Raw genomic sequence first — 16313 nt, forward strand, 5'->3', positions numbered from 1 at the left:
ACAGGATGGCAACCTTTTGAAGGGGATGGCCGATGTTGACACGCAAGCAATTGGAACTTCTGGATTTCATTCGGAACCGCATGGATGCCGAAGGGGTTCCGCCCTCATTCGATGAAATGAAAGTGGCGCTTGATCTGCGGTCAAAATCCGGCATTCACCGGCTGATAACGGCGCTGGAGGAGCGGGGCTTTATCCGCCGCCTTGCCCACCGCGCCCGCGCGATCGAAATCGTGAAACTGCCCGAGGCGATGGAGCGCACTGGCTTTACCCCCAAGGTTATCAATGGCGACCGGGTTGATCCGCCCAAACGGGTTGCCCCACCCAAAGGTGCAATGCGGGTTGACGCTGTATCGGCACTCGAACTGCCGGTTATGGGCCGTATTGCCGCCGGTGTTCCGATTGAGGCCATTCAGGAAATTTCGCACCATGTTACCGTCCCCGGCTCCATGCTCTCTGGCAAGGGCCAGCATTACGCGCTGGAGGTCAAGGGCGATTCGATGATTGAAGCCGGGATCAACGATGGGGATATCGTGGTGATCCGCGAACAGAACACCGCCGAAAATGGCGACATTGTTGTGGCCTTGGTTGAAGATACCGAGGCAACACTGAAACGCTTTCGCCGCCGTGGCAGCATGATCGCGCTGGAAGCCGCAAATCCTGCCTATGAAACCCGCGTTTTTCCCGACCATCAAGTCAAGGTGCAGGGCCGTTTGGTTGGCCTGATCCGCAGTTATTGATCCATCACGGTTTCAAGGGGTTCGCCGCAGCTTGCAGCGAGGGTGAGGCCAAAACAATCGGCTTTTCCGGTCGTGATCCCGACCATAATCGGCTCTGGGTTTTTGTTGGCATCAGCTTCAAGCTTCCATCCGTCTGCACCCATAGCGCCAATGGCCCCGTGCGGCGCAGGCGGGTTTCGTCGATCACAGTGCAGCCCTTTGGGGCATCGACACCCAGCTTTGCACCAATCACCACCAGATCGGCCAGTTGACAGGCCTCACTCAGCCGCGTCTGGGTCTCTTTTCCCTTGATCTGCACGATTCGCCAGCCCGCAAGCGTAAAGCCCCGCATCGTTGCCGGGCCATCAAAGCCGCCGCGCGCAGCTGCGGTTGGCTGGTCGGCCATATCCCCGTCATTCTCCAACCATTGCCGCGCCGCAAACCCCGCGCCTTTGGGTGCTGAAAGCGCCCGTCCGGCAACGGTAGTCACCCCAATCAGCTTGCCATCGCCGCTGATCAACACCGGCGGGCGCTCGATCATTGCCCAGAGCCCAAAGGCCAGGGCCATGGGGGCCACGCCGGCAAATCGTAATTTTCCACGCCACAGAATCACCCAAAGCGCCCCCAGAGCCAGGATCGGCAAGACCGTCGCGGGGGGGCTGGGCACTGCCCGCACCGCGCCTTCCCACCCCGCCACGCTCTGCGCGACCCATAAAATCCAGGCCGTGCCCTTGCCCATGATCCACAAGGCGGGGGAGGCAAGCCCCAATGGGGCCAGAACCCCGGCCAAAACTGCCGCAGGCATCACCGCAAGCCCCATGACCGGCACCGCCAGAACATTGGCAACCAGGCCATATCCGGCAATTCGGTTAAAATGCGCTGCCGCTATCGGGCCGGTGGCAACGCCTGCCAAAAGTGACGTGAACACCACCGCAAAAACCGGCGTCAGCCACCCAGGCACCGCTGCCGGCAGCAAACGCCCCCGCAGCGCGCCATAGCCCGCGATCAGCGCCACGGTCGCGGCAAATGACATCTGAAACCCCGGCTCCATCAGCGTTTCTGGCTGCGCCACCAACAGCACGCAAGCCGCCAGCGCCACCGACCGCATCGACAGCGCACGTCGATCATACAAGATCGCCCCAAGCATCACGGCGACCATTACAAAGGCCCGTTCGGTCGCAACATTGCCGCCCGACAGCGCCAGATATACCGCCCCCGCCATGAGTGCCAACGCCGCCGCCAATTTCTTGGCATTCACCCGCAACGCCAGAACAGGGATCAGCGCCAAGCCATAACGCAGCGTGGCAAAGATAAACCCGGTCAGCAACGCCATATGCAGCCCCGAAATTGCCAACAAATGCGACAAATTGGCTGCGCGCAGATTGTCTTGTGCCGCACGGCTTATTCCGGCCCGATCCCCGGTTACCAAAGCGGCGGCAAAGCCCCCCGGATCACCGCCCACCCGCGCTTCGACCCCCGTCCGGATATAGGCCCGCAGCCGGTTGATCCATTGTGCGCCGGGCACAGGGGGGGCCAACAGCAAAACCGGCACGCGGGTGTAACCAACGGCGCCCAACCCGTCAAAAAACGCCATGCGCTGAAAATCAAACCCGCCGGGCTCTACCGGGCCTTCGGGGGCCGACAGATGTGCGGTTGTCATGACAATCTGCCCCGGCTCCAGGGTCATGGCCCCTTGTTCGCCGTGCAAAGACACACGCACCCGCGCAGGCGTTCGGGCCGGTGACACCCGCGCCAGCACCACATGGTCCAATGTCAACCTGATCATATCGGATTGAGAGCGGTCAATGCTGATCACCCGCCCCTCCACCGCGCCATAATAGCGAAAACCCAAAATCGGCGCCTCTATCAAATGCGCCCGCGCCCCCGCAGCCAGCATGCCCAAAGCCACACAAGACAGCGCTATCGCCAAAGGGTGCAGAACCTCTGGCCCGAACCGATAGACGCCCAGCGTGATGCCAAAGGCCAAAAGCAACCCGCCATAATGCCAGGGGCCCGGCTCGAACCTCAGGCTGAACCAGAGGCCGATGCCAACTGCGATCATCACCGGCACCCAAGCAAACAGGACCCCGCGCGCATGGGCAAGGGCGATAAACGGTACCTGGAACAGCGCTGCAAGCCTGCCCACCTTGTCACTCCTTGCGTGATTGCCTAGACACTGACCGACCCTACCTCTCTCCTGGTTTCCGAAAGGTTAATTCCTCATGTCGTCTGATCGCCCTGTCATCACCCGGATCGCACCTTCGCCCACCGGCTATATGCATATCGGAACGGCCAGAACCGCCCTGTTCAATTGGCTGTTTGCCCGTGGTCGCGGCGGTAAATTCTTGCTGCGGATCGAGGATACGGACCGTGAACGCTCAACCCCGGAAGCGACGCAGGCCATTGTGCGCGGCATGACATGGCTGGGGCTTGATTGGGATGGCGAGGCTGTCAGCCAGTTTGAACAAAAAGACCGCCACGCCGAAGTCGCCCATGAAATGCTGGCCCGTGGTGCGGCCTATAAGTGCTTTGCCACACAAGAAGAAATCGAGGCCTTCCGGCAAGAGGCTGGCGCCGAGAAACGCTCTACGCTTTATCGAAGCCCGTGGCGCGAGGCCCCACCATCGACCCATCCCGATGCGCCCTATGTGATCCGCATGAAAGCCCCCCAAAGTGGCGAGACGGTGATTGAAGACGCGGTGCAGGGCACGGTTACCTTTCGCAACGACCTGCTGGATGACATGATTGTTCTGCGCTCGGATGGCACGCCGACTTATATGCTGGCAGTGGTGGTCGATGACCATGACATGGGCATTACGCATGTTATCCGCGGTGATGATCATTTGCAGAACGCCGCCCGCCAAACCATGGTTTACGATGCGATGGGCTGGGAAATTCCGGTTTGGGCGCATATTCCGTTGATTTTTGGGCCTGACGGCAAAAAGCTGTCGAAACGCCACGGCGCCACAGGTGTAGAGGAATATCAGATCATGGGCTACCCGGCGGCGGGGATGCGCAATTATCTGACCCGGCTGGGTTGGTCGCATGGTGATGACGAATTCTTTACGACTGAGCAGGCAAAAGAGTGGTTCAACCTTGAAGGAATCGGTCGCTCGCCCGCGCGGCTGGATTTCAAGAAACTGGAAAACCTTTGCGGTCAGCATATTGCCGCCAGCGATGATGCTGCACTGCTGCATGAATTGGAGACATATTTGGCCGCCGCAGGCAAAGCCCCGCTGACAAAACCCCAGCGTGACAGCATGTCGCGCGCAATGTACTGCCTGAAAGATCGCGCGAAGAAGTTCCCAGATCTTGTTGAAAAGGCAGAGTTTGCGCTGAATGCACGCCCGGTGCAGCCGGATGAGGCCTCGGCAAAATCGCTCGATGCGGTATCCCGTGGTATACTGAAAACATTGACGCCGCGCTTGCAAACTGCTAGCTGGACCAAAGAAACGCTGGAGCTTATTTTGACCGAAGCAGCCACAGCCCATGGCATAGGTTTTGGAAAACTGGCCGCCCCTTTGCGTGCCGCATTGGCCGGCCGCACGGCGACCCCCAGTGTTTATGATATGATGTTGGTACTGGGGCAGAATGAAACAATTGCCCGACTGGAAGACGCCGCCGGATAAGCTGCGGCCTCTCCTCTCGGGCCCAAAGACAGCCCGCAAGGGAAGTTCACTTCAAGGCCCCGTGCATCCAGTACAGGGGCTCAACCGCAAAAGGGATGAATCATGGCAGAAACAACGGGAACAGCACAGCTTAAAATTGGCGACAAGACCTTTGATCTGCCAATGTACTCTCCCACGCTCGGACCCGATGTCGTTGATATTGGAAAGCTATATGCGCAGGCCGATGTTTTCACCTACGATCCCGGTTTCACGTCGACAGCCGCCTGCGAAAGCGCGATCACATATATTGATGGCGACAAGGGCGAGCTGCTGTATCGCGGCTATCCGATCGAACAATTGGCAAAGGAATCGCATTTTCTTGAGGTCTGCTATCTGCTTTTATTCGAAGAACTGCCGAATGAGGCCGAATTGGCAGACTTCGAAAGCCGCGTAACCCGGCACACGATGGTGCATGAACAGATGCACAATTTTTTCCGTGGTTTCCGCCGCGATAGCCACCCGATGGCAACGATGGTCGGCGTGGTCGGTGCAATGTCGGCGTTTTACCATGACAGCCTTGACATCAACGACCCCTGGCAGCGTGAGGTGGCCGCGATCCGCATGATCGCCAAACTGCCGACGATTGCGGCAATGGCGTTCAAGTATTCGGTCGGCCAACCTTTCGTTTATCCAAAGAATTCATTGGATTACGCGTCAAACTTCCTGCACATGTGCTTTGCCGTCCCTTGTGAGGATTATGTGGTCAATCCGATCCTGTCCAAAGCGATGGACCGGATCATGATGCTGCATGCAGACCACGAACAAAACGCCTCTACCTCGACTGTGCGCCTTGCAGGGTCTTCGGGGGCCAACCCGTTTGCGTGTATCGCGGCTGGCATCGCCTGTCTTTGGGGCCCGGCACATGGGGGCGCAAACCAGGCTTGCCTGGAAATGCTGCGCGAAATCGGCACTGTTGATCGTATCCCCGAATATATCGCCCGCGCCAAAGACAAGAATGATCCTTTCCGCCTGATGGGATTTGGCCACCGCGTCTATAAAAACTTTGACCCGCGCGCAACGGTGATGAAAGAATCAGCGGATGAGGTGTTGGAGCTGATGGGCATCCACAATAACCCAACCCTTCAGGTCGCCAAGGAACTGGAACGGATCGCGCTGGAGGATGAGTATTTCATCTCGAAAAAGCTCTATCCCAACGTTGATTTCTATTCCGGCATCATTTTGGATGCGATGGGCTTTCCGACCTCGATGTTCACCCCGATCTTTGCGCTCTCTCGCACCGTGGGCTGGATTTCGCAGTGGAAAGAAATGATCGGCGACCCGACGCAAAAGATTGGCCGCCCGCGCCAGCTTTATATCGGTGCCCCCAACCGCGACTATGTTCCTGTCGCGAAACGCTGACACTTTACGGCGGCCGCTGCTTCCCGATGCGATTGGCAGTCATATCGGGGCTTGGCAGCTCACCCGAATGCGAAGGGGTAAAGCGCAACCGTCCGGGTCTGCCAGCCGTTAGCCTGCATTCCATGGCTGCAGGCCGTCTATGCGGTTGATCTTGGGGTCTGGGCGGGCTTGGGCTGAACGCCATTCAGTTTGGCGGATTCGATCATGGTGCAGGCGCGGGCGGTAGTGTCATTGAGACGGAGTCATATGGACAAGATGACCCCGCCTCTCACAGCTTTCGCGGCCCGGCCTTGCGCAATGCGTCGATGTTTGGCCCGGCGGGGCAGGCTTATGTCTATCGTTCCTACGGCATCCATCTTTGCCTCAATATCGTCGCCCGGCCCGGCGAGGCTGTTTTGCTGCGCGCACTTTGCCCAACACTGGGTTTGGACCTCATGCAAACACGGTGCGGGCCAGGGTCGCTTTGCAATGACCTCGGGCGCTTGGGCCAAGCACTGGGCATTTGTAGCAAAGATGATGGCGTCGCATTCGACAGCAACGGGTTTTCCATTAACCTGCCCGCATCGACCCCGAAAGTTCTAACCGGAACCCGCATCGGCATCAGCAAGGCGCAAGACATGCCGTGGCGGTTCGGGCTTGCGCGCGCAAAGGGGCTTAGCCGGAGATTTTAGAATAACCCATTTCCAATTTCAAACAAAAGCGCATCAATAAAACCGGCCAAGCCCTTTCACTTTTTCCGCCGCTTCCACAGCACCGTTGCGGCGACAGCCAGTGCCGCGCCCCAGATCAGATGCCGCGCGGTGATGCCGGTTCTGGCCTTGGCGCTGCTGCGGTAGCGGGGGTCGAAGAACCGGGTTTCGGCAAGCAGTTCCTTGATCGGGCTTGGCGGCGATTGCTCCAGCCGGCGCAACCTGCGCCCCGAAGGCCGGTTAAGCTGTTCGATCGTTGCGATCAGGCGTTTGGTTTTTGCGACCTCTGTGTCAATCTCGTTTGCATCTCGGTCCAGATGTTCAGCGATCAACCCGTGCAGGATCGTGCGGATTTCATGCGATGTGGCCATGTCTTCGGCCAGCAGGGCGACATCGCATTCGGTATCAAACCCCATCGACCGCCGGTCGATATTGCTGGACCCGACACGCAGAAACCTGTCGTCAGAGATCAGGATTTTGGCGTGAACGTAGATCGGTTCTTCTGCACGCGTGACCGGATAATAGATCGCAAAGCGGCTGTGATGGTCGGCTTTGGCAAGCTGTTGGATCATGCGGTTGCGCGGGATATTCATGGCGATATCTTCGGCGCTGTTGGGCGAGGCAAAGGGATTGATGACAATCACTTCCGGCCCGTCCTCCTCTCTCAGGCGGCGCGCCAAAGCATCGGTGATTTTATCAGAGCAGAAATACTGCGATTCAAAATAAAGGTAGTCTTTGGCCGATGAGATCGCGTCGAGATACAGCGTTTCAATCTCATTTATCGCCGCCCGGTCGCTTTCGGGCGGTTCGGTACGCGCAATGGCAACCGTGATGCGGGTAAAATCGGGCTTGATGCTACCCGGCCATATCGGGTCACAAGAGGCGGGCAAAGCCCCAAGATCTTTACCATTGGCGCGCGCCCAGCGGCTGCGGGCCAGTTCGGACAAGGCGTGCGCGGCAGGTCCGTCCAGCACCACCGCCGCGTCATGCCAGGGCTGCGCAATCTCGCCATCCAAAAGCCTGCGCTGCGGGTTATCGGTCAGGTGGTCGCGGTCATCCCAGCGCCCATCGGTGACATCAATGCCACCGCAAAACGCGGTCACATCATCAATCGCCACAACTTTCTGATGATGGCAGGCCCCCACCGGATGACGGCCATCAAAGGCCAGATGCACCTGATCCGGCGAGAGAAACTTCATCTGAAGCGAGGGCAAGACCTGCCCCGGCGCAAGCAGCACGCCGCCGCTCCACTGCAACATATAGATGTTCAGGTCCGGGTTATGATCGGCCAGCGCATCCAGAAACGGGCCGATGCGGTTGGGAAACCCGTCAGGCGCGTTGTCATGGCCATCGCTTTCACCGGGCAGCATTTCGATGCCGAAATCAAAATCCCAGCCGATCATAAGGACCCGCTGTCTGGCTTGCAAAAGCGCCTGTCGCAGGGCCCGGAAATAGGATTTGCCATCCACGATCACGCTGAACCTGTCCGCGCGGTCCATCCGCCAGCAGTTGACGCCCTGCAGAAATTCCATTTCAAAACCTCATATATCCGAGAATAGATAAAACGACTGGCGCGGGGATCAAGTTGCAAAGGCAATCGCGGCTTGCTGGCCGCCATGATCAAACCGCGTTCAACCTCGGGGCGATGGTGCCTGCAGAGCCGCCCGGAAAAGCCAGAAAACACCCGAAGCCTACCCACATTGTTTCAGACGACCGTGCCCCCCGCAAGCGATTGTACCGCATCAGCGCGCCAGCGTAGCCCCGCAGCCCTGTCAGATTGGTCAATGTTTCACAGGGTTCATTATTGCGATATAGACAATAGTAAATGCAAGAATACAACCATTCTGGTCAACGCTGAATTGCCCTATCTTGGTTTCAACAACAGATAGACGATTTGAAAGGCAAAACGATGATCAAAGACATCAAAGGTCTGCACCACGTCACATCGATGGCGGGCGATGCGCTGGAAAACAACGCGTTCTTTACCAAAACCCTTGGGCTGCGTCGGGTCAAGAAAACCGTCAACTTTGACTCACCCGATGTGTATCACCTGTATTATGGCGATGAAATCGGCACGCCCGGCTCGGTGATGACCTATTTTCCCTTCGGCCAGATGCCCAAAGGGCGGCGCGGTACGGGTGAGGTCGGCACGACTGAATTTGCGGTGCCCAAAGGTGCGCTGTCGTTCTGGAAAGAGCGGCTGGGCAATTACGGTGTAACCGGCCTGCGCGAGGGCAGCTTTCTGGGCGAAGATCGGCTGCAATTTGACGGCCCCGATGGCGACGGCTTTGCCTTGGTGGAAAGTGCGGTGCGCGATCGCACGCCCTGGACCGGCAGCGATGTGCCGCAAGATGCCGGGATTTTGGGCTTTCATGGCGCGCGTTTCACCTTGCGCGATGCGGCCGCCACCGGCGAATTGCTGACCTATATGGGCTACCAAAAGGACGAGACCGCTGGCAACGTCACCCGCTACCGGGTTGCGGGCGGCAATGCGGCCGACACCATCGACCTTGAGCAAGCCTCGGGCGCCAAAGCGGCCAGTCAGGGTTCGGGGTCGGTCCATCACATCGCCTTTGCGGTGGAAAACCGCGCCAAGCAGCTAGAGGTGCGCAAGGCCCTGATCGACACCGGCTATCAGGTGACGCCCGTGATCGACCGCGACTATTTCTGGGCGATCTATTTCCGCACCCCCGGCGGTATTCTGTTTGAGGTGGCAACCAACGAGCCCGGCTTTGACCGCGACGAAGACACCGCCAATCTGGGGCAGGCCCTGAAGCTGCCCACCCGCTACGAGCAGCACCGCGCCGAGATTGAGCGCCTGTTGCCCCCGATTGCCTCTTAGGAAGAACGCCATGTCGATAAAAACCTATCACGCGCTGACCAAAGCGCCCAAACCAGACGCGCCACTGATCTTTGTCTTTCACGGCACCGGCGGCGACGAACACCAGTTCTTTGATCTGGCGCAGCAGCTTTCGCCCAAGGCGGGCGTGGTTTCACCCCGCGGTGATGTGTCCGAGCACGGCGCTGCGCGGTTCTTTCGGCGCACGGCGGAAGGCGTCTATGATATGGCTGATCTGGCACAGCGCACCGAGACGATGGCGGCATTTGTCGCGGCACATAAGGCGCAACACCCTGATGCGCCAGCCTATGGCTTTGGCTATTCCAACGGGGCGAATATCCTTGCCTCGGTAGCCATGGCGCATCCCGATCTGTTTGCGCGGATCGGGCTGTTGCATCCGCTGATCCCTTGGGAACCGGTGGCACGCCCTGCGCTTGCTGGCAAGCGGGTGCTGATTACCGCCGGAAAGCGCGATCCGATTTGCCCGTGGCCCCTTAGCCAAAAGCTGATCGACTGGTTCGCGGCACAAGGTGCCGATGTGTCCACCCATATCCATGACGGCGGCCACGATCTGCGCCAGCCAGAGGTGGCGGCGCTGCAAAGCCTGTTGACCGAAGCGTAACCGACCTAGGCCCTGAAGGAGGCTTACCATGATCACCATCCATCAAAAGGCCATCCGTGGGCATACCCAGGCAGGGTGGCTTGACAGCTATCACACGTTTTCCTTTGGCACCTTCAATGACCCCAATCGTATGGGGTTTGGCAATCTGCGCGTGTTGAATGATGACACCATCATCCCCGGTTCCGGCTTTGCGCCGCATCCCCATGAAAGCATGGATATTCTGACCTATGTCACCAAAGGCCAGTTGCGCCATGAGGATGATCAGGGCAATGTCTCGCTTATCTCGGCGGGTGAGGCGCAGTTGATGTCTGCCGGTCGGGGCGTCCGGCATTCCGAACGCAACGCCTCGGATAGCGATGAAGCACAGCTTTTGCAGATCTGGTTGATCCCGGATCAGGCTGGGGGAGAGCCGACTTACACACAAAGGCCGGTGCCACAAAGCGGCAATGTGCTGTTGGCCGGCCCCCCCGACGCAGACGCGCTTTTGACCCTGCGGTCACAAACGACCGTCCGCCTGATCCACGCGCAAGAGGGCGATAACACGCCGCTTGCACAGCCTGATACGCTGCGGTTCGTGCATCTGTTTGATGGCCTGGCCCATGCCGAAGGCGAGCGGTTGAGCGCGGGCGACGGGCTGCAAATACCAGTGGGCGATGTCACATCGCTTGATTGGGCAAGCGACGGTGCCGCCCTGCTTTTCACGATGCCGCGATAAAGCCAGACGATACCCCTGATTTCGCATCCATAGACAGGAGAGACTTATGAGCTGGAACCCGACCCAAAACCCCGAATGCCCTGCATCCGATACCAACAGCATTGAAACGCTGATCATCCCGCGCGCCCATGATCTGGGCGGGTTTGAGGTGCGGCGCGCCCTGCCCTCGCCCAAGCGGCAGATGGTTGGGCCGTTCATCTTTTTTGATCAGATGGGCCCGGCCGAATTCATCACCGATGGCGGGATTGATGTGCGCCCGCATCCGCATATCGGGCTGGGCACCGTTACTTATCTGTACCAAGGCGAATTTGAACATCGCGACAGCCTTGGCACACATCAGATGATCTATCCCGGCGAGGTGAACTGGATGGTCGCCGGGCGCGGCGTCACCCATTCCGAACGCACCAGCGAGCAAACCCGCGCCACACGGCACAAGCTGTTCGGTATCCAGACATGGATCGCCCTGCCCGAAGACCGCGAAGACATGGCCCCGGATTTTGAACATCACAAGGAGGCGGCACTGCCCGTCATCACCGACACCGGCACCACCGCGCGGCTGATCCTTGGCAGCGCTTACGGCCAAACCAGCCCGGTGACGATGCAATCCGAAACATTCTATCTGGATGTCGTATTGGCAGCAGGTGCGGCTTTTCCGCTGCCCGACAACCACGAAGATCGCGGGATCTATGTGACCGAAGGCAGTATCGAAGTTGCAGGCGACAGCTTTGAAGCGGGCCGCATGATGGTCTTTCGCCCCGGCGACCGGATTTCGGTTAAGGCTGGCCCGCAAGGCGCGCGGTTGATGGCGCTTGGCGGGGCCACGCTTAATGAAAAACGCTATATCTGGTGGAATTTCGTGTCTTCCTCAAAAGAGCGGATTGAGCAAGCCAAAGAGGATTGGAAAGCCGCAGATTGGGAAAATGGCCCGTTCAAGCTGCCGCCGGGCGATGATGCGGAATTTATCCCGATCAGCCCCGAGTTGGACCGGACGCGCCCCAAGGGCTAAGGGCTAAGGCGATAGTGGCACATTCCCGTTCATCTTGGCTCACTTGCCATTTCTGAACAGTTACAGCGCTTCGTCTTTGAGGTGAAACAAGGCCCATCACATAACGCATTGAAATCTTTGACTTCAGGTAGCGATATATGTTCAAGGCTCAGGGTGAAACGCTTTATGAAGGCGATACCTGCCTTGGGCGCGGCATGCGATACGCGTGTTTCAACCAGAACCGGAACCGCTTTCGGCATTTCCCTGCCGCCCAACCGGGTTTCACGTCCGGCAGCAGGGAAACGCGCCGCAGGAAACGCCGCGGATTGGTAAAAAACACCACCCGGCCTGTCGGTATCAGCAGCCGGGCCTTGTGCGTGATCATCGCCAAAAGGCTGGCCGCGTATTGCCAAAATGTTTGGCCTTGCCCCCTATCGACTTTTTGCGACCTGCGGCGCGGCCTTGTGCGCGCCGCTTGTCTCTTGCGTTGTCATCCCGAAACTTTCGGCAGTTAGCTGCCCCTGCCCCATCAAATGGCCAACAGCGCGCGCCAATGAGATCGCATCATCCAGCCCGTCATGTTTTGACAAAGACGCACAGCCAACGCCGTAATAGTCGGCAAGCTCGCCGCTGCTTGTCGATTTTATTTCAGTCTCGGGCATACCGGCCTGGCGCAGGGCGCGTTTCAGATTGCCAAATCGTCTTGGGCTGATCGGCGGCGCTATACCGCGCAGAAAACAGCTTACACCCAAGGCAAACAGCTCATCTTTGCCCCAGGACCAGAACGTCGCACCGCGCGAGAATGCATCGAACTGATGAAGGGCAGACGCAAGATCAACCGCCTTTTTGTCGATGTCTTCGTTCGAAATGCCGGTAAGGTCGGTAAAGTACGGATCGAGTTGATACGGCACCCCGTTGCGATCCTGTGGCTTGATGTAAATCTTGAACTCATCAATGATGCTGGCGTTGGCATCCAGATCCAGCAAGACCGCCCCGATTTGAACCACGATCGGGTCCGGGTCGTCATGCCCCGACCATAGCCGCCCCATAGCGCCCTCTTTGGTCAGATACTCGCAATCGTAAACGACAATTATGGACACGCGGGTCAACTCCTGCTGGTTTGAAATCTGGCGCTCTGATACCGAATTAGCGGGCTTTTTGCCACCGGTGATGGCAGCACCGGCGGCGCTCAGCCGCGGTCTGGGTCAATGAACCGCCCCTCTGACATCACAGCGGCCACGCTGTTCTCTTGGGTCAGGCAGGTGAATGTCGCACGCGCGCCCTGGCGCAGCGTTCCCACCTCCTGTTCCAGCCCAAGCGCGCGGGCGGGGTTCACCGTTGCCAATCTCAGCGCGGCGGGCAAGCCGATATCGGTATGGTCCAGCATGTTGCGCAGGCTGTCGATCATGCTGACATGCGCACCCGCCAGACGGCCATCCTTGTTGGTCAGCCGACCGTCACAAAGCGCAATCTTCTCGCCATGCAATTCGAACCCGGTCTGTTGCCCGGCCAGGGTCAGCATCGCATCTGTCACCAGACACAAGCGGTCGGGCATCAGCCGCGCCGCCGTCGCCACATTGCGCCAATCGACATGGTGTCCGTCCGCGATAATGCCGGCGAAAAGCGCGCGGGAGGCAAGGGTTGCGCCCACCACGCCCGGCTCTCGTCCTGTCATCTGCGACATTGCGTTGAACAGATGGGTAACGCCGACAAGGCCCTCGGCCTCGGCCTGTGCGATCTGGTCGGCGCTGGCAGCGGTGTGCCCGGCAAACACCCGCACACCTGCCGCTTTCAGCCGTAACAAGGCACCGGCGGGAAGGTTTTCGGGTGCCACCGTCAGCAGCAAAACGCCAGCCTGTGCTGTTGTCAGCAGGTCCAGGTCGTGGTCATCCACGCAGCGTATCGCAGTCGGGTCATGGATGCCGGGGCGCGCATGCGACAGGAACGGGCCTTCAAGATGCACCCCCAGAATACCGGGCACGCCTTGCGCAATGGCCGCCTGCACGGCCGCTATCGCGCGGGTATAATCGCGCCCCGGCGCGGTGATGAAGGTCGGCAGGATATAGGCGGTACCGCCCTGTCTTGCGCCTGCCGCAATCCGGCCAACCGCCTCGGGGCTGGGGTCAAAGTTGAACTGCGTGTCTGCGGCGCCGTTGATCTGCAGGTCGATAAACCCCGGTGCCACCAGATCAAATTCCGGTAGCGCGGGGTCGCGGGCGTCCTGTGCTGTCGCGGGGCGGATAAGGGTGATCTGCCCATTGGCAATCTCGATCATCCGGTCGGGCTGTAGCTGGTCGGCCAAACCGTCATAAAGCTGCCGGGCAAACAATCGCGCCGGGGTTTTCATATCAATCAAAGGCACTGTCACGCCCCTGCGGATGAACCGTCTCATAGTATTCTGTAAGTTTCAGCGCGCTGGCGGCGGCCGCGTCAAGGATGATCGTGGCCCGCGGATGAAGCTGCAGCGCCGAGGCCGGGCAAACCGCGCTCAGCGGCCCTTCGATCATGTTGGCGACGGCTTCTGCCTTGGCCGCGCCGGTGGCGATCAGCAGGCATTTGCGCGATGCAAGGATGGTGGCGACGCCGGTGGTGATGGCGTAGCGGGGCGTTTCCTCAAACGAGGCGAAATAGCGCTGATTGGCGCGGCGCGTGCTTGTCGTCAGCGTTTTGATCCGGGTGCGGGAACCGAGGCTGGCTGTCGGCTCATTAAAGCCGATATGCCCATTCTGGCCGATACCAAGCAATTGCAGATCAATGCCGCCTGCCGCCTCAATCAGCGCCTCATAGTCACCAGAGGCCGCCCGTGGGTCGGCCGCATCGCCCTTGGGCAGATGGCAGCGCGCCGGGTCGATATCAACATGGCGAAAGAACGCCTCTTGCATGTAGTAGTGATAGGAACAGGGGTGGTCTGGTGCGAGGCCGATATATTCATCCAGGTTGAAACTGGTGGTTTTCGCAAAGGAAAGCCCCTCGTCACGGTGGCGCTGCGCCAGCACCTGGTAAAGCGGCAGCATGGTGCCCCCGGTCGCCAGCCCCAAAACGGCGGCGGGCAGATCACGAACCGTGCGGGCAACGATATCAGCGGCGCGCTCTATGGCGGCTGGCTCATTGCGTAGGATCAGAACCTTCATAGGGTTTCCTTTCTCAGATGGGCGGCCAATGCGCCAATCAACGGCGCATCATGGCCAAGCTCGGCAAGACCAAGGCACGGGCGAAACAGCTCTGGCTCATCGCGCAGGGCGATGCGGATACGGTCTATATAACCGGGCGCAAGGCCGATGCTACCCCCCATCGCAACGGTGTCGAGGCCCAGAACAGTCGTAAGATCACCGATCAGCGCCGCAATCGCGCTGGCCGAGGTGGCGACAATCCGGTTTGCCCAATCCTCGCCTTCAGATGCGGCGACAAACACGGCACGGGCATCAAGGCCTTCACGCCCCGCAGCCGCAGCCGCAGCGGCGATGCCGCGCCCGCCTGCGATGCTTTCAACCGTTGCCATTCTGCCACTGCCACACGGGCCACTGGCAAAGCGGCTGGAGACAAAGCCGATATGCCCGGCAAGGCCGTTGGCGCTGGACAGCAAGCGATTGCCCATGACCAACCCACCCCCGACGCCGGTAGAGACAGTAAGATAGGCAAAGCTGTCGCTGGCACTGCCTGCACCAAACAGACCCTCGGCAAGAGCGGCGGCGGCAGCATCATTCAGACAGGTGGCAGCACCAAGCCGGCGTGTCAGCCCTTGATCCAGTGGAAAGTCACGGATTGCGGACAGGGTCGTGCGATTCACCGCGTGCCATGCGCCCGCACTATCCACCCGCCCCGCCACAGCCACGCCCAACGGCGCGCCTTTGGTATGACCCAGGCGGTTCAACAGGCCACATATCGCGGTGATTTGCGCCTCGGGGCCAGCAGCAGGGTCGGTCGGGGCCAAAAGCCGCTCGGCAACCTCGCCGTTCGCAATCCGGGCGGCTGCAATTTTGGTTCCGCCCAGATCAGCGGCAAAACCGTTCAGGGCCTTGCGCGGCAGATCCATCATTTGCGCGCCTCAACTGCCTTTGCAACCGCATGCTGAAACCAGCCGGTTACATGTTCCAGCCGTGTCAGCGCGGTGCCAACGGTAACCGCATCGGCCCCAGCGGCCATCGCCTTGCCGGCAAGTTCGGGTGTATTCAATCGACCCTCGGCCATCACGAAACCGCCCAGATCATGGAACGCGCCGATCAGATCATAATCAACGCCCTCGGCGCGGCCTGCTGTTTCTTCTGTATACCCCGACAGGGTGGTCCCGATGATCGCGGCCCCCTCGGCCAAGGCCCGCTTTCCATCCGCAAGGCTGGAACAATCGGCCATCGCCAGCGCCCCCGCCGCATGGATCGCGGCAAGGATTGCCACGGTCGTTTCGGGGCGGGGCCGGTCGGTCGCATCATAGGCGATGATATCGGCACCGGCATCGGCCAAAGCCTGCACATCGGCCAGATAGGGCGTGATGCGCACCGGGCTGTCCGCAAGGTCGCGTTTCAGGATACCGATGATCGGCACCGATACAAGCGAGCGGGTGGCAGCAAGGTTGGCAGCACCTTCAATCCGCACCCCGGCCGCGCCGCCCGCCACAGCGGCAGCGGCCATGGCGGCAACGATTTCAGGGCGATCCATCGGCCCGTCATCAACCGGCTGACAAGACACGACAAGGCCGCCGCGCAAAGTATCAAGTTTGGTCATG

At 59.7% G+C, this 16313-nt stretch carries 15 protein-coding genes; 8 read left to right on the forward strand and 7 right to left on the reverse strand.

Annotation, left to right across the window (positions count from 1 at the left end; genetic code table 11):
- Positions 1-32: 32 nt before the first annotated feature.
- Complete coding sequence (lexA, locus tag VDP61_RS07685) at positions 33-737, forward strand: transcriptional repressor LexA (RefSeq protein ID WP_323006352.1); 705 nt, start codon at positions 33-35, stop codon at positions 735-737.
- A gap of 4 nt (positions 738-741) precedes the next feature.
- Here lexA and VDP61_RS07690 read toward each other — a convergent pair whose 3' ends face one another.
- The gene (locus tag VDP61_RS07690) at positions 742-2778 is read right to left on the reverse strand and encodes a ComEC/Rec2 family competence protein (protein WP_416236507.1); all 2037 of its coding nucleotides are present in this window, start codon (positions 2776-2778) and stop codon (positions 742-744) included.
- 160 nt (positions 2779-2938) lie between these two features.
- On the opposite strand from VDP61_RS07690, the gene gltX reads away from it, so the two are divergent.
- From gltX to VDP61_RS07705, 3 genes are all read left to right on the forward strand, one after another.
- Complete coding sequence (gltX, locus tag VDP61_RS07695) at positions 2939-4345, forward strand: glutamate--tRNA ligase (RefSeq protein WP_323006354.1); 1407 nt, start codon at positions 2939-2941, stop codon at positions 4343-4345.
- A 102-nt stretch (positions 4346-4447) separates the two neighbouring features.
- Complete coding sequence (locus VDP61_RS07700; RefSeq protein ID WP_323006355.1) at positions 4448-5743, forward strand: citrate synthase; 1296 nt, start codon at positions 4448-4450, stop codon at positions 5741-5743.
- 182 nt (positions 5744-5925) lie between these two features.
- Positions 5926-6414 (forward strand): DNA-3-methyladenine glycosylase, encoded by a 489-nt coding sequence (locus tag VDP61_RS07705; RefSeq protein ID WP_323006409.1) that lies wholly within the window; start codon positions 5926-5928, stop codon positions 6412-6414.
- Positions 6415-6470: 56 nt separating this feature from the next.
- Here VDP61_RS07705 and VDP61_RS07710 read toward each other — a convergent pair whose 3' ends face one another.
- Positions 6471-7964, reverse strand: coding sequence for a phospholipase D-like domain-containing protein (locus tag VDP61_RS07710; protein ID WP_323006356.1), 1494 nt, complete (start codon positions 7962-7964; stop codon positions 6471-6473).
- Positions 7965-8341: 377 nt separating this feature from the next.
- Between VDP61_RS07710 and VDP61_RS07715 the strand changes: the two genes are divergently transcribed.
- From VDP61_RS07715 to VDP61_RS07730, 4 genes are read left to right on the forward strand one after another with little or no spacing between them, the layout of a single operon-like run.
- Positions 8342-9274, forward strand: coding sequence for a VOC family protein (locus VDP61_RS07715; RefSeq protein ID WP_323006357.1), 933 nt, complete (start codon positions 8342-8344; stop codon positions 9272-9274).
- Positions 9275-9284: 10 nt separating this feature from the next.
- Positions 9285-9893, forward strand: coding sequence for an alpha/beta hydrolase (locus VDP61_RS07720; protein WP_323006358.1), 609 nt, complete (start codon positions 9285-9287; stop codon positions 9891-9893).
- Positions 9894-9921: 28 nt separating this feature from the next.
- Positions 9922-10608 carry a pirin family protein gene (locus VDP61_RS07725; protein WP_323006359.1) on the forward strand — a complete coding sequence of 229 codons (687 nt, stop codon included), beginning with the start codon at positions 9922-9924 and terminating at the stop codon, positions 10606-10608.
- 46 nt (positions 10609-10654) lie between these two features.
- Positions 10655-11614 carry a pirin family protein gene (locus VDP61_RS07730; RefSeq protein ID WP_323006360.1) on the forward strand — a complete coding sequence of 320 codons (960 nt, stop codon included), beginning with the start codon at positions 10655-10657 and terminating at the stop codon, positions 11612-11614.
- Positions 11615-12024: 410 nt separating this feature from the next.
- On the opposite strand, the gene VDP61_RS07735 is transcribed toward VDP61_RS07730, so the two are convergent.
- The 5 genes from VDP61_RS07735 to VDP61_RS07755 form a co-directional block, all read right to left on the reverse strand.
- Positions 12025-12693, reverse strand: coding sequence for a 3'-5' exonuclease (locus VDP61_RS07735; RefSeq protein WP_323006361.1), 669 nt, complete (start codon positions 12691-12693; stop codon positions 12025-12027).
- Between the two features lie 89 nt (positions 12694-12782).
- Positions 12783-13955, reverse strand: coding sequence for an N-acetylglucosamine-6-phosphate deacetylase (nagA, locus tag VDP61_RS07740; RefSeq protein WP_323006362.1), 1173 nt, complete (start codon positions 13953-13955; stop codon positions 12783-12785).
- Positions 13942-14724, reverse strand: coding sequence for a glucosamine-6-phosphate deaminase (nagB, locus tag VDP61_RS07745; RefSeq protein ID WP_323006363.1), 783 nt, complete (start codon positions 14722-14724; stop codon positions 13942-13944). Before nagB ends, nagA begins: the two co-directional genes overlap by 14 nt.
- Positions 14721-15629, reverse strand: a complete 909-nt coding sequence (locus tag VDP61_RS07750) for an ROK family protein (protein WP_323006364.1) — start codon at positions 15627-15629, stop codon at positions 14721-14723. The genes nagB and VDP61_RS07750 overlap by 4 nt, the downstream gene beginning before the upstream one ends.
- A complete protein-coding gene (locus VDP61_RS07755; protein ID WP_323006365.1) occupies positions 15626-16312 on the reverse strand; it encodes a putative N-acetylmannosamine-6-phosphate 2-epimerase in 687 nt (228 codons plus the stop codon). The genes VDP61_RS07750 and VDP61_RS07755 overlap by 4 nt, the downstream gene beginning before the upstream one ends.
- Position 16313 lies beyond the last annotated feature (1 nt).

The organism is Pseudorhodobacter sp. (genome assembly GCF_034675685.1).
Taxonomy (GTDB): domain Bacteria; phylum Pseudomonadota; class Alphaproteobacteria; order Rhodobacterales; family Rhodobacteraceae; genus Pseudorhodobacter.